At 73.4% G+C, this 25,389-nt stretch carries 18 protein-coding genes; 9 read left to right on the top strand and 9 right to left on the bottom strand.

The genetic code is table 11. The features are described from left to right. Positions 1-96: 96 nt before the first annotated feature. Entirely contained in the window at positions 97-936 is an 840-nt protein-coding gene (locus ACZ51I_RS16640; RefSeq protein WP_468876219.1) for a lysozyme, read from the top strand. Positions 937-1,033: 97 nt separating this feature from the next. Here the strand turns inward: ACZ51I_RS16640 and ACZ51I_RS16635 are convergent, their stop codons facing one another. Next, positions 1,034-1,606, bottom strand: a complete 573-nt coding sequence (locus ACZ51I_RS16635; protein ID WP_468876217.1) for a DUF4240 domain-containing protein — start codon at positions 1,604-1,606, stop codon at positions 1,034-1,036. 102 nt (positions 1,607-1,708) lie between these two features. Next, positions 1,709-4,117 (bottom strand): endopeptidase La, encoded by a 2,409-nt coding sequence (gene lon, locus ACZ51I_RS16630; protein ID WP_468876215.1) that lies wholly within the window; start codon positions 4,115-4,117, stop codon positions 1,709-1,711. Positions 4,118-4,247: 130 nt separating this feature from the next. Here lon and ACZ51I_RS16625 point away from each other — a divergent pair, with 130 nt between their 5' ends. The 6 genes from ACZ51I_RS16625 to ACZ51I_RS16600 all read left to right on the top strand — a co-directional run bounded on the left by ACZ51I_RS16625 (position 4,248) and on the right by ACZ51I_RS16600 (position 12,322). After that, positions 4,248-4,886: a GNAT family N-acetyltransferase gene (locus ACZ51I_RS16625; RefSeq protein ID WP_468876214.1), complete on the top strand. Its 639-nt coding sequence runs from the start codon at positions 4,248-4,250 to the stop codon at positions 4,884-4,886. An 87-nt stretch (positions 4,887-4,973) separates the two neighbouring features. Continuing rightward, a complete protein-coding gene (locus ACZ51I_RS16620; RefSeq protein ID WP_468876212.1) occupies positions 4,974-5,507 on the top strand; it encodes a hypothetical protein in 534 nt (177 codons plus the stop codon). Between the two features lie 132 nt (positions 5,508-5,639). After that, the gene (locus tag ACZ51I_RS16615; RefSeq protein WP_468876210.1) at positions 5,640-6,311 is read left to right on the top strand and encodes a spermidine synthase; all 672 of its coding nucleotides are present in this window, start codon (positions 5,640-5,642) and stop codon (positions 6,309-6,311) included. Positions 6,312-6,382: 71 nt separating this feature from the next. Continuing rightward, positions 6,383-7,120: a response regulator transcription factor gene (locus ACZ51I_RS16610; RefSeq protein WP_468876208.1), complete on the top strand. Its 738-nt coding sequence runs from the start codon at positions 6,383-6,385 to the stop codon at positions 7,118-7,120. Further along, positions 7,117-8,229, top strand: a complete 1,113-nt coding sequence (locus ACZ51I_RS16605; RefSeq protein ID WP_468876206.1) for a HAMP domain-containing sensor histidine kinase — start codon at positions 7,117-7,119, stop codon at positions 8,227-8,229. Before ACZ51I_RS16610 ends, ACZ51I_RS16605 begins: the two co-directional genes overlap by 4 nt. A gap of 289 nt (positions 8,230-8,518) precedes the next feature. Next, a complete protein-coding gene (locus tag ACZ51I_RS16600; RefSeq protein WP_468876204.1) occupies positions 8,519-12,322 on the top strand; it encodes a multifunctional oxoglutarate decarboxylase/oxoglutarate dehydrogenase thiamine pyrophosphate-binding subunit/dihydrolipoyllysine-residue succinyltransferase subunit in 3,804 nt (1,267 codons plus the stop codon). Positions 12,323-12,404: 82 nt separating this feature from the next. Here ACZ51I_RS16600 and fxsT read toward each other — a convergent pair whose 3' ends face one another. The 7 genes from fxsT to ACZ51I_RS16565 form a co-directional block, all read right to left on the bottom strand. After that, positions 12,405-15,428: an FxSxx-COOH system tetratricopeptide repeat protein gene (gene fxsT / locus ACZ51I_RS16595; protein ID WP_468876202.1), complete on the bottom strand. Its 3,024-nt coding sequence runs from the start codon at positions 15,426-15,428 to the stop codon at positions 12,405-12,407. Between the two features lie 58 nt (positions 15,429-15,486). After that, positions 15,487-16,785 carry an aKG-HExxH-type peptide beta-hydroxylase gene (locus tag ACZ51I_RS16590; protein WP_468876200.1) on the bottom strand — a complete coding sequence of 433 codons (1,299 nt, stop codon included), beginning with the start codon at positions 16,783-16,785 and terminating at the stop codon, positions 15,487-15,489. A 147-nt stretch (positions 16,786-16,932) separates the two neighbouring features. Beyond that, positions 16,933-17,130, bottom strand: a complete 198-nt coding sequence (locus ACZ51I_RS16585; RefSeq protein ID WP_468876198.1) for a hypothetical protein — start codon at positions 17,128-17,130, stop codon at positions 16,933-16,935. 114 nt (positions 17,131-17,244) lie between these two features. After that, complete coding sequence (locus ACZ51I_RS16580; protein ID WP_468876196.1) at positions 17,245-20,364, bottom strand: SAV_2336 N-terminal domain-related protein; 3,120 nt, start codon at positions 20,362-20,364, stop codon at positions 17,245-17,247. A gap of 7 nt (positions 20,365-20,371) precedes the next feature. Next, positions 20,372-21,382, bottom strand: a complete 1,011-nt coding sequence (locus ACZ51I_RS16575; RefSeq protein WP_468876194.1) for an AAA family ATPase — start codon at positions 21,380-21,382, stop codon at positions 20,372-20,374. Positions 21,383-21,503: 121 nt separating this feature from the next. Beyond that, entirely contained in the window at positions 21,504-23,549 is a 2,046-nt protein-coding gene (locus ACZ51I_RS16570) for a VMAP-C domain-containing protein (protein ID WP_468876192.1), read from the bottom strand. Continuing rightward, entirely contained in the window at positions 23,546-24,025 is a 480-nt protein-coding gene (locus tag ACZ51I_RS16565; RefSeq protein WP_468876190.1) for a CU044_2847 family protein, read from the bottom strand. The genes ACZ51I_RS16570 and ACZ51I_RS16565 overlap by 4 nt, the downstream gene beginning before the upstream one ends. A gap of 99 nt (positions 24,026-24,124) precedes the next feature. Between ACZ51I_RS16565 and ACZ51I_RS16560 the strand changes: the two genes are divergently transcribed. Both ACZ51I_RS16560 and ACZ51I_RS16555 read left to right on the top strand, forming a co-directional pair. Beyond that, a complete protein-coding gene (locus ACZ51I_RS16560; RefSeq protein WP_003961784.1) occupies positions 24,125-24,307 on the top strand; it encodes a DUF6104 family protein in 183 nt (60 codons plus the stop codon). Positions 24,308-24,516: 209 nt separating this feature from the next. Then, positions 24,517-25,389, top strand: a complete 873-nt coding sequence (locus ACZ51I_RS16555) for a DUF4097 family beta strand repeat-containing protein (RefSeq protein ID WP_468876188.1) — start codon at positions 24,517-24,519, stop codon at positions 25,387-25,389.

The following is a 25,389-nucleotide window of genomic DNA, read 5'->3' as shown; positions in this document are numbered from 1 at the left end:
CGTCTTCACCGGCAGCCCTGAATGACATGTTCATTCCAGAACTTCTCACGGGGCCTGCCGCCACCGCTCCCCCACCGAGCCTTTCGGAGGCACGCAATGCGTGTGCACAGATCCGGAACGACCCTCGCCGGCGCCGCCCTCGCGACCCTGGCCCTCCTCCTCCCCCTCGGCCTCTCCGCCACCGCCACCGCGGCCGAGGACCCCGGCGCCCGGCAGGCGACCCCCGCGCGCGGTTCCGCCTACATGGGCATGGGCGTGATCGCGCACGACGGTCAGGGCGCCAGGCCCGGCGGCGCCTCCACCCTGGCCGTGCAGACGGAAGGCGTGGACGTCTCCAGCCACAACGGCAACGTGGCCTGGTCCACGCTGTGGAACAGCGGGGTCAAGTGGGCCTACGTCAAGGCGACGGAAGGCACGTACTACAAGAACACGTACTTCACGCAGCAGTACACCGGCTCCTACAACGTCGGCATGATCCGCGGCACGTACCACTTCGCCACGCCGGACACGACGAGCGGAGCCGCCCAGGCCGACTACTTCGTCAACAACGGCGGCGGCTGGTCCCAGGACGGCAGGACCCTGCCGGGCGTGCTCGACATCGAGTGGAACCCGTACGGCGCGACCTGCTACGGCAAGACGGCGTCGGGGATGGTCGCCTGGATCCAGGACTTCGTGAACCGGTACAGGTACCGGACGGGCCGCGACCCCGTGATCTACACGGCCACGAGCTGGTGGAAGCAGTGCACCGGCAACTCCTCGGCCTTCGCGTCCACCAACCCGCTCTGGATCGCGCGGTACGCCTCCGAGGTCGGGGAACTCCCGGCCGGCTGGCCGTACTACACGATCTGGCAGTACACCTCGTCCGGCCCGACGGTCGGCGACCACAACCACTTCAACGGCGACCTCTCGCGGGTCCAGGCGCTCGCGAACGGCTGAGCCCCCTCCGCGCGGCGGCGGCCTCCCGGGGGCGGCGGCACCCCGGGGGTCGCCCGGCTTCTCCCCAGCCCGCCCTCGCGGGCGCCCCGCCCTCCTCCTAGGAGGAGGGGCCGAGCGGGAAGAGGGCGGTGAGCCGGGGCAGGGCCGAACCCTCCGGCCGGGATCCCCGGGGCTCCTCGTCCTCGTCCCACTCCCCCGCCGCCTCCTCGACGGCGTCGAGGAACTCCTCGCCGTCGTCGTCCTCCTGGCCCGTCAGCTCGTCGTACGCGTCCTGCGCGACGTAGTCGAGCTCCTCCCACTCGGGCCACTCGTCGTCGTGCCACTCGTCGTGGTGCCGGCCCACGAGCGTCCGTACGCCGGGCACGTCGGCCAGCACGTCCGGGTCGGCGAGGACCGACTCGTACACCTTCCGTCCCTGGCCGACCAGCCAGAGCGTGAAGTAGTGGAAGCCGTCGTCCGTGCAGCCGCCGCCCTCGATCCGGTTCGCCGCCGTCCACACCGCGCGCGTGTCGGCTCTCTCGCACGCCCTCTCGAGCCGCACCTGGAAGTCCACGCTCGCGTCCGCCGGAAGCCGTACCAACTCCGCCCGCAGCCACTCGAGGCGTGCGTCCCGGTCACCGGACCGGCGGCTCAACTCGTCGATGAGAGCCCAGAAGGCGTCGTCGTTCATGCGTACGAGCATGACAGCCCCGACCGACATCCCGGTACCGACTTCCCGGGCGCGCCGTGGCGGGGTGCCCCCCGGAAGGGGCACCCCGCTCGCCGGAGGGGGTTACGCGGCCACGTCCACCGGCACCACCGCCGGGGCGAGGGCGATCTCCAGGACCTGCCGGACGTCCGTCACCGGGTGGACCTCCAGCTTCTCCAGGATCTCGGCCGGGACGTCGTCCAGGTCGGCCTCGTTCCGCTTGGGGATCACGACCGTCGTGATGCCCGCCCGGTGCGCGGCGAGGAGCTTCTGCTTCACGCCGCCGATCGGCAGCACCCGGCCGGTGAGGGAGACCTCGCCGGTCATGGCCACGTCCGTACGGACGAGGCGGCCGCTCAGCAGGGAGGCCAGGGCGGTCGTCATGGTGACGCCCGCGCTCGGCCCGTCCTTGGGCACCGCGCCCGCCGGGAAGTGGATGTGCACCCCCCGGTCCTTGAGGCCGGTGACGGGCAGCTCCAGCTCCGCGCCGTGGGAGCGCAGGAAGGAGAGCGCGATCTGCGCCGACTCCTTCATCACGTCGCCCAGCTGACCGGTGAGGGTCAGCCCGGCGGCGCCCGTCTCCGCGTCGGCGAGGGAGGCCTCCACGAAGAGGACGTCACCGCCCGCGCCGGTCACGGCGAGCCCGGTGGCGACGCCCGGCACGGCCGTCCGCCGCTCCGACGGGTCCTGGGCCGACTCCGGCACGTGGTGCGGTCGTCCGATGAGCTCCCGCAGGTCGTCGGGGCCGACGCTGAGGGGCAGCTCCCGGTCGCCCAGTTCGTGCTGGGCCGCGACCTTGCGGAGCAGCCGGGCGATCGACCGCTCCAGGGTGCGGACACCGGCCTCGCGGGTGTACTCGCCGGCGAGCCTGCGCAGCGCGGACTCCTCCAGGACGACCTCGCCCGGCTCCAGGCCGGCCCGCTCCAGCTGGCGCGGGAGCAGGTGGTCACGGGCGATGACGATCTTCTCGTCCTCCGTGTAGCCGTCGAGGCGCACCAGCTCCATGCGGTCCAGGAGCGCCTCGGGGATGGCTTCGAGGACGTTGGCCGTGGCCAGGAAGACGACGTCGGAGAGGTCGAGTTCGACCTCCAGGTAGTGGTCGCGGAAGGTGTGGTTCTGCGCGGGGTCGAGGACTTCGAGGAGCGCCGCCGCGGGGTCGCCGCGGAAGTCGGAGCCGACCTTGTCGATCTCGTCGAGCAGGACCACCGGGTTCATCGACCCGGCCTCCTTGATGGCGCGGACGATCCGGCCGGGCAGGGCGCCGACGTACGTCCGGCGGTGGCCGCGGATCTCGGCCTCGTCCCGTACGCCGCCGAGGGCGACCCGGACGAACTCGCGGCCCATCGCGTGGGCGACGGACTCGCCGAGCGAGGTCTTGCCGACGCCGGGCGGGCCGACGAGGGCGAGGACGGCTCCGCCGCGGCGGCCGCCGACCACGCCGAGACCGCGCTCGGCGCGGCGCTTGCGCACCGCGAGGTATTCGGTGATGCGTTCCTTCACGTCGTCGAGGCCGGCGTGCTCGGCGTCCAGGACCGCGCGGGCGCCCCGGATGTCGTACCGGTCCTCGGTCCGCTCGTTCCAGGGCAGTTCGAGGACGGTGTCGAGCCAGGTGCGGATCCAGGAGCCCTCGGGGGACTGGTCGCTGGACCGCTCCAGCTTCTCGACCTCCTTGAGGGCGGCCTCCCGCACCTTCTCGGGCAGGTCGGCGGCCTCCACGCGGGCGCGGTAGTCGTCGGACTCGTCGCCCTCGGCCTCGCCGTTGAGCTCGCGGAGCTCCTTGCGGACCGCTTCGAGCTGGCGGCGGAGCAGGAACTCGCGCTGCTGCTTGTCGACGCCCTCCTGGACGTCCTTGGCGATGGTCTCGGCGACCTCCTGCTCGGCGAGGTGCTCGCGGAGCTGGGCGGTGGCGAGCTTGAGGCGGGCGACCGGGTCCGCGGTCTCCAGGAGTTCGACCTTCTGCTCGACGGTGAGGAAGGGCGAGTATCCGGCGTTGTCGGCGAGGGCGCCGACGCCGTCGATCTGCTGGACGCGGTCGACGACCTGCCAGGCGCCGCGCTTCTTGAGCCAGCTGGTGGCCAGCGCCTTGTACTCCTTGACCAGTTCGGTCACGGCGCCGGGCAGCGGGTCGGGCAGGGTCTCCTCGACGGTGCCGCCCTCCACCCACAGGGCGGCGCCGGGGCCGGTCGTGCCGGCGCCGATGCGGACGCGGCCGAGGCCGCGGATGAGCGCGCCGGGGTCGCCGTCGGACAGGCGTCCCACCTGCTCGACGATGCCCAGGACGCCGGTGCCGGCGTAGGTCCCGTCGACCCGCGGCACGAGGAGCACACGGGGCTTTCCCGTTCCGGTGCGGGCGGCCTGGGCGGCCTCGACGGCGGCCCGTACGTCGTTGTCGGACAGGTCCAGCGGCACCACCATTCCGGGCAGCACGACCTCGTCGTCGAGCGGCAGCACAGGCAGAGTGAGCGGCACGGACGCCATGGACTCAGAAGCCATGATCTCCCCTTCGGCAGTCAAGTTGAGCTATACGCACTCAATGCTTGTGAGCCCGATGATGTTCCCGGACGCCCGTTCGCTCTGAGCGATCACCCTCGTACGGCCCGACGGAAGTCGATGTAATGCCTACATGGACATCTCAGCCATTACATCGGCCTGGGTGGCGGGCTGGACCGTCTCCCGGGGCACCCCACCCGCCGTCGCCGAGCCCTGGGGCTACCGGATCGACGTCGGCCTGCCCCGGCACGTCGTGCGGCACGTCCTGCCCGCGCCCGGCGCGGCGTCCGTCGGCGCGCTCTGCGCGCGGCTGACCGCGCCGCACAGCTGGCTCAAGGTGATGGCCGGCCCGGAGGAGGTGGCGCCGTGGATCACCGAGGGGTGGACCGTCCCCGACGATCCGGGCTTCATGATGGTCAAGCGGCTGGACCCCGGCGCCCGACCCGCGCCGCCCGAGGGGTACGCCCGGACCACGGAGGTCGAGGACGGTGTCGTCCGGGTCCGGATCCTCGCCCCGGACGGCACCCTCGCCGCTCGTGGCCAGATCGCGCCGACCGGGCCCACCGCCGTCGCCGACCAGATCGAGACCGACCCCGCTCACCGGCGTCGGGGCCTGGGCGCGAACGTCATGCGCACCCTGGAGGCCGCCGCGGCTCAGGCGGGCGCCGGGACCGGGGTGCTCGCGGCGACCACGGACGGCCTCGCCCTGTACGACTCGCTGGGCTGGCGCTACCGGTGCCCGCTCACCGGGATCGTCCGGACGGCGGGCTGACCGCCCCGGGGCCCCGTAGGTGATCGACCGGGGGAAAACCGGGGCTTCCGGCTGCGCGCCGCCTCCGGGAGCGGGCATGCTCGATCCATGGTGCGAGGTGTACGGGGAAAGAGGACGTGGTGCGGGGCCCTGCTGCTGGCGGGGGTCCTGGCGGGCGGCGTGAGCGGCTGCGGCCCGGGGTCGCCGCCCGCGCCCGGCGGGTCGCCCTCCGGCCCGAGCGCGCCCGCCGTGCCGAGCCCCACGGCGGACCCCGGTACACCGGCCGCGGATCCCCAGCCGGGCGAGGTCCTCGTCGAGGTGGTCGTCAACGGCGGCCTCGCGGGCGTCCGCAACCGGCTCGTCGTCCACTACGACGGCAGCTGGACCAGCCGCGCCGGCACCAAGCCGCCCAGAACCGGCAAGCAGACCCCGGCGGAGGCCGCCGAGCTGCGGGCGGCGCTCGAGGACCCCGCGTTCGCCCTTGTCCCGGAGCGCCCGACGAGCAGCCCGATCCCTGACGGCTTCCAGTACTACGTGACGTACCGCCACCGCCTGGTCGTCGCGGGCGACGGCGAGCGCCCGCCCGCCCTCCGGCGCGTCTTCGCCGCCCTCCCGGAGGGCGGCCCGCCGACGAGCCCCTGAGCGCGCGCCCCGCCGTCGCCTCCGCGGCGCGAAGCCCCGCCCCCGTACGGCTCGTTATGCGTTTGTCCCGGTCGTCGCCGCCCCGCGAGGATGGCCGGGACGAACCGTACGCACACGAGCCACGGAGTGATCATGACCAGCCCCGTCACCCTCGACCGCCGCGAAGGCCCGTACGGAGAAGTAGTCCTCCGCCGCCGGGACGAGCACTACGAGATCATCGCCAACGGCACCTTCCTGATGGACACCTCCGACGGCCGCTCCGAGCGCCTCCTGATCGACGCGGCCCTGGCCGCCCTCCCCGAGCGGTCCCGCCCCGGCGCCGCCCTCCTCCTCGGCGGACTCGGCGTCGGCTTCTCCCTCGCCCACGCCGCCGCCGACCCCCGCTGGGGCCGGATCGCGGTGGCCGAGCGGGAGGACGCGATCATCGACTGGCACCGGCAGGGGCCGCTCGCGGGGATCTCCGGGGCCGCGCTCGCCGATCCGCGCACCGTGATCCTGCACACGGACGTCGTGACCTACCTCCACACCACCACCGACACCTACGACGCCCTGTGTCTCGACATCGACAACGGGCCCGGCTGGACGGTCACCGAGGACAACGAATCCCTTTACTCCGCCGAGGGATTGGCGGCCTGCGCGGCCCGGCTGAACCCGGGCGGGATCCTCGCCGTGTGGTCCGCGCAGCCGTCCACCGATTTCGAAGAGTCGTTGCGGAATGCCGGATTCAGCGGGGTACGGACGGAAGAGATCCCCGTTGCCCGGGGCGTCCCCGACGTGGTCCACGTCGCCGTCCGCCCCCGATAGCTCCTGGATAGCCGGGACGCCGCCGGTACCTCTAGGCTGCTGCACCGACAACGGCGACGCGAGGCGGGGCAATGGAGCAGACACACACCACTCACCACGGTGCGGCGGCCACTCCGGGGGCTCAGCGGCGCGTCCTGGTGGTCGAGGACGACGCCACGATCGTGGAGGCGATCGCCGCGCGGCTGCGCGCCGAGGGCTTCCTCGTCCAGACCGCGACCGACGGTCCGGCGGCCGTCGACGCCGCCGAGGCCTGGCAGCCCGACCTGATGGTCCTGGACGTCATGCTGCCCGGTTTCGACGGTCTGGAGGTGTGCCGCAGGGTCCAGGCCCGGCGTCCCGTCCCGGTCCTCATGCTGACCGCCCGCGACGACGAGACCGACATGCTGGTCGGCCTCGGCGTCGGCGCGGACGACTACATGACCAAGCCGTTCTCGATGCGCGAGCTGGCCGCCCGGGTGCACGTGCTGCTGCGCCGCGTGGAGCGGGCCGCGCTCGCCGCGGTCACCCCGCGCAGCGGGATCCTTCGCCTGGGCGAACTGGAGATCGACCACGCGCAGCGCAGGGTCCGGGTCCGCGCGGAGGACGTGCACCTGACCCCGACCGAGTTCGACCTGCTGGTCTGCCTGGCGAGCACCCCCCGGGCGGTGCTCTCCCGCGAGCAGCTGCTCGCCGAGGTGTGGGACTGGGCGGACGCCTCGGGCACCCGGACCGTGGACAGCCACATCAAGGCGCTGCGCCGGAAGATCGGGGCCGAGCGGATCCGTACGGTCCACGGCGTCGGTTACGCGCTGGAGACCCCGGCGCCGTGAACCGGCCGGGGCCCGGGAGGCCGCACGTGCGACAGGGACCGCAGCGCCCCCGCCGGCTCGTGATCTCGATCAAGACCAAGCTGGGCGCCCTGGTCGTCGGGGCGGTCCTGCTGACCTCCTGCCTGGCCCTGGTGGCGATCCGCACGTCCACGGAGTTCCGGTACATCACGATCTTCGCGATGATCGCGACCCTGCTGATCACCCAGTTCGTGGCGCAGTCCCTGACGGCGCCGCTCGACGAGATGAACACGGTGGCCGGGTCGATCTCGCGCGGGGACTTCAGCCGCCGGGTGCAGGGCGCGGACCGGCGGGACGAACTGGGCGACCTCGCCTCGACGATCAACCGCATGGCGGACGACCTGGAGGCCGTCGACCGGCACCGCAAGGAGCTGGTGGCCAACGTCTCGCACGAGCTGCGCACGCCGATCGCCGCGCTCCGGGCCGTCCTGGAGAACGTCGTGGACGGGGTGTCCGAGGCCGATCCGGAGACCATGCGGTCGGCCCTGAAGCAGACGGAGCGGCTCGGCCGGCTGGTGGAGACCCTGCTCGACCTGTCACGCCTCGACAACGGTGTCGTCGCGCTCCGGGCGAGCCGATTCGAGGTCTGGCCGTATCTGTCGGGCGTGCTGCGGGAGGCGAACCTGGCGGCGTCCCAGCGCGGCCTGTCGTCCACCTCGGGGCTCCACCGCCGTACGGACGTGCATCTGCACCTGGACGTGTCGCCGCCCGAGCTGGTCGCGCACGCCGACGCGGAGCGGCTGCACCAGGTGATGGCGAACCTGATCGACAACGCGGTGAAGCACTCCCCGCCGCACGGCCGGGTCACGGTCCGGGCCCGGCGCGGCCCGTATCCGGACTCGCTGGAGCTGGAGGTCGAGGACGAGGGCCCCGGCATCCCGGAGTCGGAACGGCACAAGGTCTTCGAGCGGTTCAACCGGGGCGCGGCCCCGGACCGGCACGGTCCGGCCAGCGACGGCGGCACGGGTCTCGGCCTCGCGATCGCCCGCTGGGCGGTGGATCTGCACGGCGGCGGGATCGGAGTGGCCGAATCCTCACGTGGCTGCCGCATCAGAGTCACTCTTCCGGGCAGTCTTCCCCCGAGAGATTGACGTAGGGTTCGAACCGGAAGCGCTCGTTCTGCGTGTACGTGAGCAGGACCTGCGTGTACGTGAGCGGGACGCGGTCAGGGTGCGGTCGAAGCAGGCCGTGCTCGCGCTTTTCCGTACCCTCACACCTGCGGAACCACGGTTGTTTCCCGCCATTCACGGCACCGAAACACCCCGTCAAGTGTGACTTGCGCGACGTTGGAGTGCCCGGCCTGCACCTCTCGGCCGGACAGGCGTAGCCTTTATTTCCGCTGTCCATCACCTTGTGAAGCGGAAGAGGGCGGTTGCCGCCGTGTCGTCTCAGTCCCCCAGTACCCCGAGCTCCCCGACCGACCAAGACGGGCAGGGCCAGAACCCTGCAGCCGCCTTCGGTGCCAATGAGTGGCTCGTCGACGAGATCTACCAGCAGTACCTCCAGGACCCGAATTCGGTCGATCGTGCCTGGTGGGACTTCTTCGCCGACTACAAGCCGGGAGCGTCGGAGACCCCGGCCGCCCCGGCCGCCACCACCACGCAGAGCGCGCCGCCGGCCGCGCCGCAGGCGGGCCCCGCACAGGCCGCGCCTGCCGCTCCGGCGGCTGTTCCGGCTCCCGCGCCCGCCCCGGCCGCGGCTCCGTCCCCCGCGAAGCCGGCCGCGGCCCCCGCGCCGGTCGCCGCGAAGCCCGCCGCCGCCGCTCCGGCCGCGCCCGCCGCGCCCGCCGCGGCGAAGCCCGCCGCCGAGGCCCCCGCCGGCCCCGAGCTGATCACGCTGCGCGGCCCCGCCGCCGCGGTCGCGAAGAACATGAACGCCTCCCTGGAGGTGCCGACGGCCACGTCCGTCCGCGCCGTCCCGGTGAAGCTGCTCTTCGACAACCGGATCGTGATCAACAACCACCTGAAGCGCGCCCGGGGCGGGAAGATCTCCTTCACGCACCTCATCGGCTACGCGATGGTGCAGGCGATCAAGGCCATGCCGTCGATGAACTACTCCTTCGCGGAGAAGGACGGCAAGCCGACCCTGGTCAAGCCGGAGCACGTGAACTTCGGCCTCGCGATCGACCTGGTCAAGCCCAACGGCGACCGCCAGCTCGTCGTCGCGGGCATCAAGAAGGCCGAGACGCTCAACTTCTTCGAGTTCTGGCAGGCCTACGAGGACATCGTCAAGCGCGCCCGCGTGGGCAAGCTGACGATGGAGGACTTCACCGGCGTCACGGTCTCCCTGACCAACCCCGGCGGCCTCGGCACCGTCCACTCCGTGCCGCGCCTGATGCCCGGACAGTCGGTCATCATGGGCGTCGGCTCGATGGACTACCCGGCCGAGTTCCAGGGCACCTCCCAGGACACCCTGAACAAGCTGGGCATCTCGAAGGTCATGACCCTGACCTCGACGTACGACCACCGCGTCATCCAGGGCGCCGCCTCCGGCGAGTTCCTGCGCATCGTCGCCAACTTCCTCCTCGGCGAGGAGGGCTTCTACGACGAGATCTTCAAGGCCCTGCGCATCCCCTACGAGCCGGTCCGCTGGCTCAAGGACATCGACGCCTCGCACGACGACGACGTCACCAAGGCCGCGCGCGTCTTCGAGCTCATCCACTCCTACCGGGTCCGCGGCCACGTCATGGCCGATACCGACCCGCTGGAGTACAAGCAGCGCAAGCACCCCGACCTGGACATCACCGAGCACGGCCTCACCCTGTGGGACCTGGAGCGGGAGTTCGCGGTCGGCGGCTTCGCCGGCAAGTCGATGATGAAGCTCCGCGACATCCTCGGCGTGCTCCGCGACTCGTACTGCCGCACCACCGGCGTCGAGTTCATGCACATCCAGGACCCGAAGCAGCGCAAGTGGATCCAGGACCGCGTCGAGCGCCCGCACTCCCGCGTGGAGCGCGAGGAGCAGCTGCGGATCCTGCGCCGGCTGAACGCCGCGGAGGCCTTCGAGACCTTCCTGCAGACGAAGTACGTCGGCCAGAAGCGCTTCTCCCTGGAGGGCGGCGAGTCCGTCATCCCGCTGCTCGACGCGGTCATCGACTCGGCCGCCGAGTCGCGCCTCGACGAGGTCGTCATCGGCATGGCCCACCGCGGCCGGCTGAACGTCCTGGCGAACATCGTCGGCAAGTCGTACGCGCAGATCTTCCGCGAGTTCGAGGGCAACCTCGACCCGAAGTCGATGCACGGCTCCGGCGACGTGAAGTACCACCTGGGCGCCGAGGGCACCTTCACCGGCCTGGACGGCGAGCAGATCAAGGTCTCGCTCACCGCCAACCCCTCGCACCTGGAGGCGGTCGACCCGGTCCTGGAGGGTGTCGTCCGCGCCAAGCAGGACGTCATCAACAAGGGCGGCACGGACTTCACCGTCCTGCCCGTCGCCCTCCACGGCGACGCGGCCTTCGCCGGCCAGGGCGTCGTCGCCGAGACGCTGAACATGTCGCAGCTGCGGGGCTACCGCACCGGCGGCACGGTCCACATCGTCATCAACAACCAGGTCGGCTTCACCGCCGCCCCGGAGTCCTCGCGTTCCTCCATGTACGCGACCGACGTGGCCCGCATGATCGAGGCGCCGATCTTCCACGTGAACGGCGACGACCCGGAGGCCGTGGTCCGCGTCGCGCGGCTCGCCTTCGAGTTCCGCCAGACGTTCAACAAGGACGTCGTGATCGACCTCATCTGCTACCGCCGCCGCGGTCACAACGAGGGCGACAACCCGCAGTTCACCAACCCGCAGATGTACAACCTGATCGACAAGAAGCGTTCGGTACGCAAGCTGTACACCGAGTCGCTCATCGGTCGCGGCGACATCACCCTCGAAGAGGCGGAGCAGGCGCTCCAGGACTTCCAGGGCCAGCTGGAGAAGGTGTTCGCGGAGGTCCGCGAGGCCACCTCCGCCCCGGCGGCGACGACCGTCCCGGACGCGCAGGCCGAGTTCCCGGTCGCCGTCACCACCGCGGTCTCCCAGGAGGTCGTGAAGCGGATCGCCGAGTCGCAGGTCAACGTGCCGGAGCGGATCAAGGTCCACCCGCGTCTGCTCCCGCAGATGCAGCGCCGCGCCGCCTCCATCGACGACGGCACCATCGACTGGGGCTTCGGCGAGACCCTCGCCATCGGCTCCCTGCTGATGGAGGGCACCCCGGTCCGCCTGTCGGGCCAGGACTCCCGCCGCGGCACCTTCGGCCAGCGCCACGCGGTCCTGGTCGACCAGGAGACCGGCGAGGACTACACCCCGCTGCTCTACCTGACCGAGGACCAGGCCCACTACAACGTCTACGACTCGCTGCTCAGCGAGTACGCGGCGATGGGCTTCGAGTACGGCTACTCGCTGGCCCGCCCGGACTCCCTGGTCATCTGGGAGGCCCAGTTCGGTGACTTCGTCAACGGCGCGCAGACCGTCGTCGACGAGTTCATCTCCTCGGCCGAGCAGAAGTGGGGCCAGACCTCCGGCGTCACGCTGCTCCTGCCGCACGGCTACGAGGGCCAGGGCCCGGACCACTCGTCCGCGCGCCCGGAGCGCTTCCTCCAGATGTGCGCCCAGGACAACATGACGGTCGCCATGCCGACGCTGCCGTCGAACTACTTCCACCTCCTGCGCTGGCAGGTCCACAACCCGCACCACAAGCCGCTCATCGTCTTCACCCCGAAGTCGATGCTGCGTCTGAAGGCCGCGGCGTCCAAGGTGGAGGAGTTCACCACCGGCGGCTTCCGCCCGGTGATCGGCGACACGACGGTCAAGGCCGCCGACGTCCGCAAGGTCGTCTTCTGCGCCGGCAAGGTCTACTACGACCTGGAGGCCGAGCGTCAGAAGCGCGGTGACACGGAGACCGCGATCATCCGTCTGGAGCGCCTGTACCCGCTGCCGGGTGCCGAGCTGCAGGCCGAGATCGCCAAGTACCCGAACGCCGCGAAGTACATCTGGGCGCAGGAGGAGCCGGCGAACCAGGGTGCCTGGCCGTTCATCGCGCTCAACCTGATCGACCACCTGGACCTGGCGGTCGGCGCGGACATCCCGGCGGGCGAGCGCCTGCGCCGGATCTCGCGTCCGCATTCCTCCTCCCCGGCGGTCGGCTCGGCCAAGCGTCACCAGGCGGAGCAGCAGCAGCTGGTCAACGAGGTCTTCGACGCCTGACCGACCGGTCCGTACGCGTACGAAGGAGGCCCGGCACCCCGCGAGGGGCGCCGGGCCTCCGGCGTTTCCGGTTCCGTACGGCTCAGAGGTTGGCTTCGAAGTCCCAGTACGGGCGGTTCCGCTGGCGCGCCGACAGGGTGTGCGGATGCTGGGCGCCGAGGGTGCGGGTGAGGGTGAGGAGGGCGTCCTCCTCCAGTTTGGCGGCCTCCTCGACCTCGCGGAGGCCGCGCAGGTCGGTGGCGAGCGCGACCTGGCAGGAGAGGGTCAGCGGGTGCTCGTGGCCCATGACGTGCCGGGCCCGGCGCAGGGTGTCCCGGCTGAGTTCGGCGGCGTCGGACACGCGTCCGTTGAAGTTGCGGGCGGCCGTGGCGTTGAGGGCGCAGCCGAGGACCCAGGGGTGGTCGGGGCCGAGGGCCGCGGTGAGTCCGGCGAGCGCCGACTCCAGCATCGTCATGGCCTCGGTGCGCTCGCCTGCCGCCTGCATCACGAGGGCGGTGTTGGCGAGGACGCCGGTGGAGACGGGGTGGGCGGGGCCGAGCAGCGCGCGGTAGCCGGCCTCGGCCTCGTTGATGAGTTCGCGGGCGCGGTCGAGGTCGCCGTGCTCGCGCAGGTAGTTGGCGTAGTTGGTGACGGCGGAGAGCGTGAGGTAGTGGCCGCGGCCCTGGGCCTGTTCGAGGTGGTCGAGGACCTGCGCCATGACGGCGCCGATGTCCTCCTTGAAGCCGCCTTCACGGCGCCGGCAGAGGGCGAGCTGGCTGCGGGCGTAGAGGGTCTGGAGGTGCTGGGCGCCGAGGATCTTCAGATGGAGGCGGACGTTGGCGTCCTGGCGGCCGAGGGCCTCGCGGTAGCGGCCGAGCAGCCGGAGGTCCTGGGCGACGGCGTTGTTGGAGTTGAGGGTGGAGGGGTGGTGGGGGCGCAGGATGTTCTCGCAGCGGGCGAGGGTGTCGGTGTCCTGCTCGTACGCCTCCTGGTAGCGGCCGAGCATCCGCAGCACGACGCCGAGGTTGTGGCGGGCGGCGAGGGTGAGGGCCTGGGTCTCGCCGAGGAGGGTCTGCGCCTCGGCGAGGGCCTCGCGCTGGAGGCGTTCGGATTCCTTGTACTGGCCGAGGAAGCGGAGGTCGCGGGCGATGCAGATCTTGGACTGGAGCTCGCCGAGTTCGTCGGACCGGTCGGAGCCGGCGAGCAGGGTGCGGCGGGCGAGGTCGAGTTCGTACGCCTCGCGGAAGCCGCCGCTGCGGCGCAGGATGTCGCCTTCCAGGGTGGTGAGTTCCTGCATGCGCGGGGCGAGGGGGTCCATGAGGCCGGTCCAGCTGCCGCGGATGCGTTCGGCGAGGCGGGTGCCCGCCTTGTACTCGCCGCTGCGGTCGCAGTAGCGCAGGCAGTTGAGGACGGTGGTCTGGATGCGCGGGTCGGTGCTGCGCAGCGCGCCGGAGGGCTCCAGGTGGGGCAGGAGTTCGGAGTAGCGGGGCCAGTTCCGACTGTCCGTCGGATTCCCGGGGTCGGCCTCGGCGAGGAGGGTGCGGACGGCCTTGCGGTGGGCGTCGCGGTGCTCGCCGTCGGTGAGCCGGGAGACGATGTCGTGGACGAGCCGGTGCATGTGGACCGACTCCTGCTGGGGTGCGGCCTCCTCGCTGGTGACGGGGCCGCGGGTGTCCCGGGTGAGCACCGAGTAGTTGACGAGGGTGTCGAGGGCCCGGGACCAGGCGGGCAGGTCGGTGGCCATCCACCGCAGGTCCTCGGGGAGCGGGGCCTGCGGGTGGGCGCGGACGATGCCGAGGGGGATGCGGCCGGGGGCGAAGGAGGCGCAGAGGCTGAGGATGTCGATGGCCTGGGGCTGGGCGCGCCGGAGCCGGTTGATCAGTATCGACCAGGAGGTGAGGGAGGTGTTGGGCATGCCGTCGCCGGTGCTCGGCTCGTCGACGGTGGAGAGCCGTCCTTCGCGGACCATGCGCAGGTACTCGGAGACCTCCATGCCGGACTCGCCGAGCCAGGCGGCGGCCTGGACGAGGGGCAGGGGTACGTCTCCGAACTCGGCGGCGACCTCGTCGGCCTCGGCGGCGGTGATGTGCGGGGCCCGGCGCATGAGGTAGGCGGTGGATTCCGCGCGGTCGAAGTTGCGGACCGGGAGCACGTCGGTGTGTTCGCGCCAGGCGTGGTTGCGCGAGGTGATGAGGACGTGTCCGGGGCCGTGCGGCAGCATGACGTTGACGCCCTCGATGTCGTCCCAGCCGTCGAAGACGACGAGCCAGCGGCTGTGCGGGTCGCCGCGGCGGAGGGCTTCGCGGACGGCGCGGATGCGTTCGCCGGGCTCGCTGCCGGTGGGCAGTTCGAGGGCGACGGCGAGTTCGCCGAGGCGGTCGCGCTGGACGTTGCGGTCGTCGGAGCTGACCCACCAGATGACGTCGTAGTCGGAGCTGAAGCGGTGGGCGTACTCGGCCGCGATCTGGGTCTTGCCGATGCCGGACATGCCGAGGAGGGTGTACGCGGCGTTGCCGCGCTCGGCGTCCATGAGCCGTTCCTGGAGCTCGGTGAGGAGGTCGTCGCGGCCGGTGAAGCGGGGATTGCGGCGGGGTACCTCGCCCCAGATGTCGGGTGGGGTGTCGGGGTAGCGCACGAGGGCCGCCGGCGCGATCCGGCGGGCGGGGGAACGGCGCGGTTCGATGCCGAGCCTGCTGAGCAGCCGAGCCTCGGCCTCCTCCTCGCCGACGCCCCAGAGGCTGACGGGTTCGAGGACGGCGGTGGCCGGGAGCAGGGTGCGGTTGGTGAGGTTGACGGCGGCGAAGCGGTCGGCGTGGCCGGCGACGAAGCTGCGCAGGACGTCGTTCCATTCGCCGGCGGGGCGGGGGCCGAGTTCGAAGAACCAGTCGTCGAGGACGAGGAGGACCTGGCCGCGGGCGAGGAGCAGGTCGCCGAGGGAGTCCTCCAGGGGGACCTCGCGGGGCGGGTCCCAGCGTTGCAGGGTGGCGCGGACGCCGTGGGTGTCGAGGCGCTGGTTGATCCAGGCCGCCCATGGCCGGTGGTAGCCGGGGAAGACGACGAGGACGTGTTCGGGAGCGGCTCTGCCGCCGTGGTCCGCCGTAGAGCCGCCCGACCGCTGTTCCGCCATGTGTGCATCTCCCGTCCCGCTCACGCGCAACGCAGTGTCATGTGCTGTGGGCACAGTGTTACTCAAGGGCTCGCCGGCCGGAGCCGAGGCTCGCGTGGTGCGTCCTCATGTGCCGGGCGAACTCCCGCCCCTCGTTGGTCAGTTCATCGGATTCAAGCAGTATCGCCAGCGCTTCGGCCACCTGATCGTGGACATGGTCGAACCGCTGTGCGGACCGTACGCGCCACTGCCCGGGCAGGCCGGAGGCGCGGCTCACCCCGGCCGTCCGGCGCCACAGGTCGGCGAGTGCCAGGTGGGCGTAGGCGCCCTGGAGGACGCCGGCGACCGGACGGGCGTCGGTGCGCCAGCCGACCCGGTGGGTGGGGGCCGCCCGGTCCGGCGGGTGGGTCCGGTAGAGCGGCACCAGTTCGTGGAGTGTGGCGAGCTTGCTGTGGTGCAGCTCGTGGACGAGGGTCTCGGCCATGTCCGCGGCTCCGGCGGAGGGCGTCATGAGGACGGCCCCGGGGGCGGCGCTCAGCGTGGCCCCGATGGACCGCGTCCCGCGCGGGACGAGCGGCACGACGGCGCCCACCGAACGGCCCACCTCGACGGCCCGCGCCCGGTCGGTCCCGCGCAGCAGACCGCGGGCGGCGGTCCAGCGGCCGGCCCAGCCGGCGTGGTCGGTGTCGGCGTGGTCGGCGGCGGCCCGCGCCGGGATGCCCATGCCCGGGGGCAGCCGGTACGGATCGAGGTCCTCGAGCCGGGCCGCGCCGCCGGGCAGGGCGCGCAGCCCGCGCCAGCCGGGGCCGCTGCCCGTCAGCGTCGTCCGGGGGCCGCGCGCGGGGCGGCGGAGCACGGCCCGGCAGCCCGTACCGTCCCCGCCCCCGATCCGTACCGGGCGGGAGCGGGCGTCGATCCGGATCCACCCCGCGCCGCCCGCCTCGACGCGGCCGACGCCGGGGAGCGGGAGCACCCCGCCGGGGGCGTCGACGAGCAGGTCCACGGGCAGTCCGGCGCGCAGGGCGGCGGAGACGGCGAGGAGTTCGAGATGGGCGAGGTGGCGGTCGAGGCCGGCGCCGAGCGGCTCGGTGAGCGCGGCGGCGAGCCAGGCCCCTGTGGTCGGGTAGTCCAGGACGGTGCGGACGACGTCCGGGCGGGCGCGCTCGGCCCGTTCGAGCAGGAGCCAGCCCGCCTCGAAGCGGCGCAGCGCCGTGGGCGCCACCGTCTCGCGGTGGCGCTGGACCCGTACGAGGAGGGTCTTGAGCAGGAGCAGCCGGCGGGCGTGCAGCCCGGCCCGCAGAAAGGACGCCCCGGCCGGTCCGGGGCGTGTGGTGGCGAGCCCGGCGAGCACCGCCGGGTCCGGCGGGGCGGCGATCACCCGGGGCTCCGGAGACGTGACGGGTCTCCGGGCGGCCCGGCCGGCGGGGCGGAGGCGAGCGGCCGGCTGCGGCGAGGCGGAGACGACCGGCCGGGCGTGGATACGGCCGAAAACGATCTCCCCGCGTCCGGAGCGTGGGTGCGGCCGTCAGCCGACGAACTCGTCCTCTTTCCAGGACTCGACGAGATCCGAGGGCCGGACCAGCACTCTCTCCACGGCCGCCCCGAGGGCGGCGTCGTCCATGACCCGCAGGGTCCGCAGGTCGACGGCCGCGAGATCGGACAGTTGCGGAGACCTGACGGCATCCCGGCCGACACCGGTCGCCCACCCCGTGTGCTCGAACACTCTCGGCTCCTCCTCACCGACGCTGTCCCCCACGGTCGTAGCGGTGCGGCGGTTCTTCCCGACGCCAGGAGAACGGAAACCCATTCGATTCAACTGCCCCCATGTGCGCCCCCGTTATCCAGCCGTCCAGGACCACCAGGGAGGCGCGACGCGGCGGCGCTCGTCGGGCGTGAGCGGCGTCCCCTCCCTGCCCCGGGCGGTCTCCAGTCCGGCGAGCAGCGTCCGGGTCCGCTCCACGTCCTCCCAGTCGACCTCCACCAGCTCCCCCGTGAGTCGCCGCCACCGTGTGGTCGCGGCGAGCAGCACCGCCCGCGCCCGCCCCGGCCGGCCCATGAGGCAGAGCACCGCCCCCTGGGCGTGCAGCGCGCGGGCGCCCGTGACCGTGCCGGGGGTGTCGCCGTGGGCCGTACGGGAGTCCTCACCGGCGTTCCGGTAGGCGGCGAGGGCGTCACCGAGCACCCCGTCCTGCGCGGACTCGGCCAGCTCCAGGCGCACGCGCCCCAGTTGCAGCCAGATCTCGGCGCGCTCCCCCGGGTCCTCCGTACCTCTGACCGCCTGTTCGAGGAGGTGGCGGCTCTCGAAGAGGTCGGGCAGGAAACCGGCGCGGTGGAAGCGGAGCGCGAGGACGCTGCCGATCAGGGTCCGGGCCCTGGCCCGCTCGGGCGCGTCGGCGGGCAGCCGGGTGAGCGCCTCGCGCAGCACCCCTTCGGCGCGGTCGACGGGGGCGGTGCCGGTGCCGGCCGCGGCGCGCCGCAGCAGCGATCCGCCCCAGGTCAGCAGGGTCTGGCCGCGCTGCTCGCTGTCGGCGGGAGCGAGCAGGGTGGCCTCCTCGTACGCGGTGTCGGCGGCGGCTCCGTCTCCGGCCGTGTCGTACAGCCGGGCGCGGGCGAGGGTGAAGCGCAGCCGCAGGGCGCGGGCGTCGCCGAGGAGGGGTTCCGCGCGGTCGAGCACGGGGCCGACGCGGTCGGGGCCGGCGTCGGCGAGGTGCAGGGCGTCGGCGAGGTCGAGGAGGGCGGCGGCGCTCTCCCGGAGGCCGAGGGCGGCGGTGAGCTCCCCGGCGGCCGCGGCGCCGTCACCGCGGGCCAGGAGCAGGCGCCCGCGGCGCAGGTGGAGGGTGTGGCGGGCGGTCTCGGGCCAGCGGTCCGCGTCCTCGGCGAGGGCGGCGAGGGCCGCGTCGAGGTGGCCGGGTTCGTCGGTGTCGCGCCACAGTGCGTGGTGGACGACGGCGAGTTCGAGCCGTGCCTCGGCCCAGGCCTCGTCACCGGGCCGGGCCAGCCCACCGGCGCGCACGAGGGTGTCGGCGGCCTGCGTGAGAAGGTCCCTGCGCCGTCCGGAGCGACGGGCGGCGGCGATGCCGGCCTCGGCGTGGAGGACGCGGGCGAGGACGATCCGGGCCTCGACCGGTTCGGCGGGGAGCGCCGCCTCGGCGCGCTCGCGGGCCCCGGCGAGGAGCCCGGGGTCGGACTGGGCGCGGCCCTGTCCGAGGAGGCGGCGGGCCTCGGTGAGCGGTTCGGGGGTGATGAGGTCGGGGTGGTAGAAGCGGAGCACGCGCGCGGGGATCCGTGCGAACAGCTCGGTCTCGGCGCCCTCGGGCCCGGGGGCGTCGTCGGTGTCGTCGGGCGGGCCGGCGGCCCTCCCCGCACCCCGGCTGTCCGCCTCGGGGGCTGCGCCTCCGTCGGCTCCCGTACGGGTGTCCGTGCCGGCGAGGCGGGCGGCGGCGAGCGCCGGGAAGTTCCGCATGCCCTGGCCGAAATTGCGTTCCACATAGGCGGAGCAGTGTTTGAGGACGAGGGCGGCGGCGCTCGGGTCGAGCGAGCCGAGGAAGTGCTGCTGGATGCCGGGCGGATAGCTGAAGCAGGGGTACGGGGTGGGGCCGGGAAGTCGCCGCAGGAGCCCGCTGAGCAGGACCTCGGCCAGCTCCATCGGGCCGGTGTCGGGCAGCATGGCGCGCTGGACGAGCTGCATGACGGGCAGGCTCAGCGGGGCCGCCGCGAGGTGGACGGCGAGCCGGAGCGCCCCCGGGGAGGCGCCCGCCCGGAAGGTGCGCAGGAGTTCCTCGTCGCCGCGCGGGGCGCGGGGTGTCCCGGGCGGGCGCGGGCCGGCCGGTTCGGGGTGGAGCCAGGCGGCCCAGCCGCGGACGGCGTTGCCGCCGTGGCCGGTGTGGAGCCGGGTCCAGGAGGCGAAGGCCTCGGGGGTGGGGGTGAGCACGGGGACGGCCCGGCGGCCGGGCGCGAGGGGACCCCAGGGCTCGTCGTCGGAGCGGAAGACGGTGTGTCCCCCCGGGGTGGCGGAGCGCTGGAAGGTGCCGGGTTCGGCGGGGAGCGCGGTGCGGGGCCAGAGGCGCGGGGGCAGCGGCTGGACGACGGCGAGGGGCGAGTGGCGGGGCCACTGGCGCAGGAACCGCTGGGCGGCGCCGCGCTGCCAGAGGGGCCCGACGCAGTCGCTCACCACGAGGGTGAGGCGGCGTCCGGTGGGGTCGTGCAGCTGGTCGAGGGGGCGGAGCCGGGGCCTGCCGTCGGCGCCGGAGGTGGTGGTGACGAGCGGGGGGCCTTCGCCGGTGTCGTACAGGCGGTGGACCTGGACGTCGCGGAACGCCCCGGACTGCTGGCAGGCCTGGCGGAGCTCCTCGACCATGCGGTCCCAGACGACCATGGCGGGGCCGGTGTCCATGAGGAGCTGGATGTCGGGGCGGCGGCCGGCGGCGGGGCGCAGGACGGGCGTCAGGATGCCCGCGGCGGCGCTGCGTTCGGCGGTGGCCTCCTCGTCGAGGGTGCCCTCGCCGGGGCGGGGCGGTGCGAGGGCGTAGGCGCGGAGCGGGCGGAGGGCCTTCTGCAGGGCGAGGAGTCCGGGCAGGGCGTTGGCGCCGGGGGCGCGGACGGGCAGGCCGGCGCCCCGCTCCGTACGCCCCGCTCCGCCGCGTGCCGGGGACGCTCCGGCGCGCATGTGGAGCGAGACGGACTCGCGGGCCGCGCCCCCGGGCCGGGCGGGGCCGCCCGCCTCCCCCCGTACGGCCTCGTGCTCGCTCCGTGGCCGGTCGTCGCTTCCGGCGGGGCGCGCCTCGGTGTCGGCGTCGGCGCCTGCCGTGTCCGGCGGCGGGTCGGACCCCGGCGCCTCCGGGGAGGGGCCGGGGAGCCACCGGGAGAGCCACAGGGCGTCCGCGAGGTCCTCGGCGGTCGGGTCCTGTCCGGCGGCCCGCAGTCTGCGGGTGAGCTCTTCCAGATGCATCCGGTGCATCCGATCGTCACCTCGGCTGATCGAGCGGTTGCATGAGCATGTCGGCGATGCGTTCCCTGGTCACCCGTTCGGCGCGGGAGGCGTGCTGGGTCAGGTAGAGGGCGTTGAGGAGCTGGTCGGTGGCGATCACCTCGCCGGGCTCGCGGTTCAGGAAGCGCTGGACGAGGCCCTGTTCGCCGTCGCCGGCGGCGGCTTCGGTTCCGAGGTGGGCCTCGATCATGGCGCCGAGCTGTTCCTCGCCGGGCGGTTCGAGCTCCAGGCGGATGCAGCGGCGCAACAGGGCGGCGGGGAAGTCCCGTTCGCCGTTGGAGGTGAGCACGATGAAGGGGAAGGTGGTGCAGCGGACCCGGCCGCCGTACACCGGCACCTTGCGGCCGTCGTCGCTGAGGACCTCGACGACGGGCTCCCGGTCGGCGAGCCGCTCCAGCTCGGGGATGGCGAACTCGCCCTCCTCCAGGGCGTTCAGGAGGTCATTGGGCAGGTCGAGGTCGCTCTTGTCGAGCTCGTCGATGAGCAGCACGCGGGGCTGCTCGGAGGGGAGCAGCGCGGTGCCCAGCGGGCCGAGCCGGATGTACGAGCCGATGCCGGCCGGGGCCGCGGCGGCGGGCGCGCCGGCCAGGGCGCGTTCCAGCTGGACGTCCTGGAGGCGGCCGATGGCGTCGTACCGGTAGAGGCCGTCCTGGAGGGTGGAGCGGCTGACGATGGGCCAGCGCAGCACGCGGCCGAGGCGCAGTTCGTGGGCGACGGCGTGCGCGAGGGTGGACTTGCCGGTGCCGGGGTTGCCGGTGACGAGGAGCGGACGCCGCAGGTACAGGGCGGCGTTGACGGCGTCGGTCTCGGCGGGCCGGGGGTGGTGGTTCTGGACGAGTCTGCGCTTGACGCCGAGCCGCCGGTCGGAGCCGGCCAGGGTGTCGTCGGCGCCGCCCGTGGAGAAGTCGCGCCAGGGCGGCGGGGCGGGCAGGCGCCGTATCTCGTCGTGCGGAAGACCGGCACCACGGTAGATCCGCCAATCGTTCACGATGGACTCCTCCTGGCTGTGGTGTCGGTGCCGGGTCCGTCGACCGTACCGCTCGCGGGCGGGGCCTGCCGATGCCGTAATCGGACGGATCGGGGGCATTCCGTCCCCCTGGTCTCTCCGGTCACTGCTCCCCCTCTCCGAGCAGCGGCGGGACCTCGAGCCGGCCGCCGTGGGGCGGCCGGTCCGGCGGGTCGAGGAGGACGGCGAGGGACTCGGCCCAGGCGTACGCGGCGCGCGCCTCGGGCCCGGCCGCGCGGTCCTGGGCGCGGGTGCGCAGGGAGCGGACGGGGCCGCGCACGTCCCAGGCGGTGTCGGCGCCCGCGAGCAGTCGCTCGGCGCGCTCGTGGAACTCCGCGCAGTCGGTGTGGTCGTGGGCGCCGGTCCGCCAGAGGGCCATGGGGTGGCCGGCGGCGAGCGCCGCGTTCATCGCCATGAGTCCGTCGCCGCTGCCCACCGGGCCGCAGTAGACGGGGACGGTGCCGCCCTCGGCCTCGCGGAGCCGGTCGTACGTCTCCGCCCAGGTCTCCCGGCGCACGCGCGGAGTGTGGGCGTCCGGGCCCGCGCCGAGCACCTCGGCGCGCAGCGGGGCGGCGCGCAGCGGCCCGCGCTCCCCGGCCTCCCAGCGCTCGCGCCATTCGGGGGCCGGTTCCCGGTCGTGGCGGCGGGCGTCGCGGATGACCACGATCCTGCGCTGGCCGAGGGTGGTCGCCCAGGCGTCGTCGGGTCCGTGGGGCGGTTCGAGCCGCCAGGTGTCGAGGGGTTCGTCGAAGAGCTCGCGCGGCAGCACCGCCTCCACGGCGGCCAGATGGGATCCGCTGTCGCCGCGCCGCAGGGCGTCGGCGAGCGGTTCGCGCAGGGTCTCCCTGAGCCTGGCCCGCTCGACGCCCCGGTCGTCGCAGTGGAGCGGGCTGACGGTGTGCCCGTCGAGGAGGAGCTTGACCCGCCAGGGGTAACGCCGGTCGTAGCGGGGGGTGTCGATCTCCAGGAGGACGTCGGCACGCGCGCGGGGTTCGCGCACGGACAGGGGCGCGGGCCGGCCGGGGGTGACGAGCCGGTCGATCTCGCGCCGGAGGTGGCGGTCGGCGTCGCCGGACTCGTCGACGATCCAGCGGGTGAGGCCGGCGGTGTCGGCCCGCTCGCCGTACCGGCCGGAGACGTGGTGGACGACGTGCGCCGCGTACAGGAGGACGGCGTCGAGGTCGAGGTCGCGGACGCCGTCCCTGCGGGGCGCGCGCAGTCCGCGCAGCAGGCCGGCGCCCTCGCTCCAGGTGCGGGGGTCGTCCTCCAGGGCGTCCGGCAGGTCGTCGTCCCTGATCCAGGCCTTGACCTGGTCGATCAGGTCCATGATCTCGCCGGGGGCGGTGGGCACGGGCAGTTCGGCGAAGTGCCCGTACAGCTGGGTGCGCAGCCCGGGGCTGACGCCGCTCGCGCCGGGCAGCAGCCGCTGGGCGCGGGTCCAGTCGGGGCGGTCGTCGAGGGAGCGGTAGCGGACGAGGTGGTACCGGTCGTGGGCGCGCAGCGCCTCGCCCATCGCCTCGCCGCCCGGGAGGTCGTGGAGTCTGCGCAGGGCGGTGACGGGGACGACGGCGCCGCCGTCGCGCCCGCGTCCCTTGTTGAGGCCGACGACGGCGCCCTGCGCGTGGTCGACGACGGGTCCGCCGGAGCAGCCCTCGACGGGCATGACCCAGTCGGTGACGAGGGCCTGTCCGTCGCTGCCGATCAGGGTGCCGTGGACGTGCCGGATGCCGAGTTCCCCGGTCTCGCGGGACCAGCCGTGCAGTCCGACGGCGGTCGGCGGCACGGGCGGGCGCTCGCTGAGGCGGACGCAGGACGCCTTGCGCGCGCCGGGCACGCGGATGAGCGCGATGTCGGGGAAGGCCCACCGGTCGGGCGGGTCGTCGGGGCGCTCGGGGCGGGGCAGCGCGAGCACGACGGTGCCGGTGGTCTCGCGGGTGGTCTTGCCGTCCTCCCACGTGATGCCGACGGCCGGCTCACTCCTCCACACCGCGCTTCCCCCCTCGGCCACGACATGGGCGCAGGTCAGCGCCCAGCCGGGGGCGATGAAGAAGCCGGTGCCCCAGTACCGGTCGCCGTGCGGGTCATACCCGCGGCCGGGGGCCGCGATGCGTACGAGTGCGGGGCGTACGAGAGCGTCGAAGGCGCTCATACGACCTCGTCGGCCGCCGGACGCGCGCTCGGGACGGGGGGTGGGGCGGGCGCCGGGGGCGGGGGCGGGAGGGGAGGGCGCGCTTCGTCCGCGGGGGCTGTGCCGGTCGTCGGGCCCGGCTCGGGGGCCGGACCGGGTTCGGCGACCCGGCCGGGCTCGGTCCAGGTCAGAGAGACGTTCACGGAGGCCTTGCCCGCTCCGTCCGCGAGGACGCCGATCACCTTGCCGGACTGCGCCGAGAGCTCGATGCCGAAACTGACGGCGACCTCCACCGGCCCCTGCGGGTCGAGGCCGGCCCGCAGGGAGCCGACGACCCCGCGCACCACGTCCGTGAGCCCGCCGGCCATCGAGACGACGCGGTCCCTGACGCCGGTGTCCTGGAAGCCGCCGCCCCTGCCGAGTTCCTCCGCGTCGCTGACCCGCGCCCAGACGGGCGTGCCGTCGTCCAGCCGAATCCGAGCGATCCCCTGTGCCACAACGGCCCCCGCTCCCCGAAGCGATGTTGGATCCAGAAGGCTAATCGGTGGGACTGACGGGCGACAGGGGACGGAAGGGGTACGGCCTATCCTGATCGCATGTACTTCACCGACCGTGGCATCGAGGAACTGGAGAAGCGGCGAGGCGAGGAGGAGGTCACCTTCGAGTGGCTCGCCGAGCAGCTGCGGACGTTCGTCGACCTCAACCCCGACTTCGAGGTGCCGGTCGAGCGCCTCGCGACCTGGCTGGCCCGTCTGGACGACGAGGACGAGGACGAGTAGGAAGCGCGCTCGGCTGCGGTGCCACCGCGCCCGCAGCCGGACGCAGCACGTCTGTTCACGGCCCTACAGCAGGGCAATTTGTCCATATATAAGGGGGATCGCCCCACCTCGCATCAGGGAAGACTCAGGGTTGACTCCGCTCGACCGCGATATATCGTGTCTATCGAGAGACGCGATATGTTGCGTTGTCGATACGGGAGGTCAGCACCATGACAGAGTGGTCCGTCACCGAGCCGACGAAGCTGGCTCCGGCCGACCCCGTGACGCTTCTGCAGGTCCGCATCGTCAACGGCGCGGTGAACGTGGTGGGGACGGACGAGAGTTCCGCTCGTGTGGAGATCTCCGAGATCGAGGGTCCGCCGCTGATCGTCACGCAGAACGGCTCGACGCTGACCGTGACCTACGAGGACCTGCAGTGGAAGAGCATCCTCAAGTGGTTCGAGCGCAAGGAGTACCGCCGGCGGGCGGTCGTCTCCGTCGCCGTCCCCGCGGGCGTCGACGTCGAGGTGGGCGTGGTCGGTGCGGAGGCGGTCGTCACCGGGATCAGAGGGCGTACGGAGGTGCGTGGCGTCACGGGTGACACCACCCTCCTCGGGCTCTCCGGCCCGGTCCGCGCCGAGAGCGTCTCCGGCGGTCTGGAGGCTCAGGCCGTCACCGGCGCGCTGCGCGTCAGCTCCGTGACCGGCGACGTGACGGTGATCGAGGGCGCGGGCTCCTCCGTGAAGGCCGACACGGTCAGCGGGGACATGGTCATCGACCTGGACCCGGCCCGGCTCGACGGGCCGCCGGCCGACATCCGGCTCACCAGCGTCTCCGGCGAGGTCGCCATCCGGCTCCCGCACCCGGCCGACGCGCGCGTCGAGGCGAGCACCACGAGCGGCGCCGTGTCGAACGCCTTCGAGGACCTGCGGGTGGGCGGTCAGTGGGGCGCCAAGTCCATCACCGGCACCCTCGGTTCGGGGCGGGGCACGCTCAAGGCGACCACGGTCTCCGGCTCCATCGCCCTGCTCCGCCGCCCCGAGCCCGAGGACGGCCACGCCGCCGACCCGTCCGCCCCCTCCGCGACCGGAAAGGTGCTCTGA

Source organism: Streptomyces sp. NPDC034084, assembly GCF_055575535.1.
The sequence above is the reverse complement of the archived record's forward strand: the minus strand, read 5'-3'. Positions and strand labels throughout refer to the sequence as shown.

Coding starts and splice junctions, on each gene's coding strand:
- ACZ51I_RS16640 (WP_468876219.1), top strand. CDS start 97: ATGCGTGTGCACAGATCCGGAACGACCCTCGCCGGCGCCGCCCTCGCG.
- ACZ51I_RS16635 (WP_468876217.1), bottom strand. CDS start 1,606: ATGAACGACGACGCCTTCTGGGCTCTCATCGACGAGTTGAGCCGCCGG.
- lon (WP_468876215.1), bottom strand. CDS start 4,117: ATGGCTTCTGAGTCCATGGCGTCCGTGCCGCTCACTCTGCCTGTGCTG.
- ACZ51I_RS16625 (WP_468876214.1), top strand. CDS start 4,248: ATGGACATCTCAGCCATTACATCGGCCTGGGTGGCGGGCTGGACCGTC.
- ACZ51I_RS16620 (WP_468876212.1), top strand. CDS start 4,974: ATGGTGCGAGGTGTACGGGGAAAGAGGACGTGGTGCGGGGCCCTGCTG.
- ACZ51I_RS16615 (WP_468876210.1), top strand. CDS start 5,640: ATGACCAGCCCCGTCACCCTCGACCGCCGCGAAGGCCCGTACGGAGAA.
- ACZ51I_RS16610 (WP_468876208.1), top strand. CDS start 6,383: ATGGAGCAGACACACACCACTCACCACGGTGCGGCGGCCACTCCGGGG.
- fxsT (WP_468876202.1), bottom strand. CDS start 15,428: ATGGCGGAACAGCGGTCGGGCGGCTCTACGGCGGACCACGGCGGCAGA.
- ACZ51I_RS16580 (WP_468876196.1), bottom strand. CDS start 20,364: ATGCACCGGATGCATCTGGAAGAGCTCACCCGCAGACTGCGGGCCGCC.
- ACZ51I_RS16570 (WP_468876192.1), bottom strand. CDS start 23,549: ATGAGCGCCTTCGACGCTCTCGTACGCCCCGCACTCGTACGCATCGCG.
- ACZ51I_RS16560 (WP_003961784.1), top strand. CDS start 24,125: ATGTACTTCACCGACCGTGGCATCGAGGAACTGGAGAAGCGGCGAGGC.
- ACZ51I_RS16555 (WP_468876188.1), top strand. CDS start 24,517: ATGACAGAGTGGTCCGTCACCGAGCCGACGAAGCTGGCTCCGGCCGAC.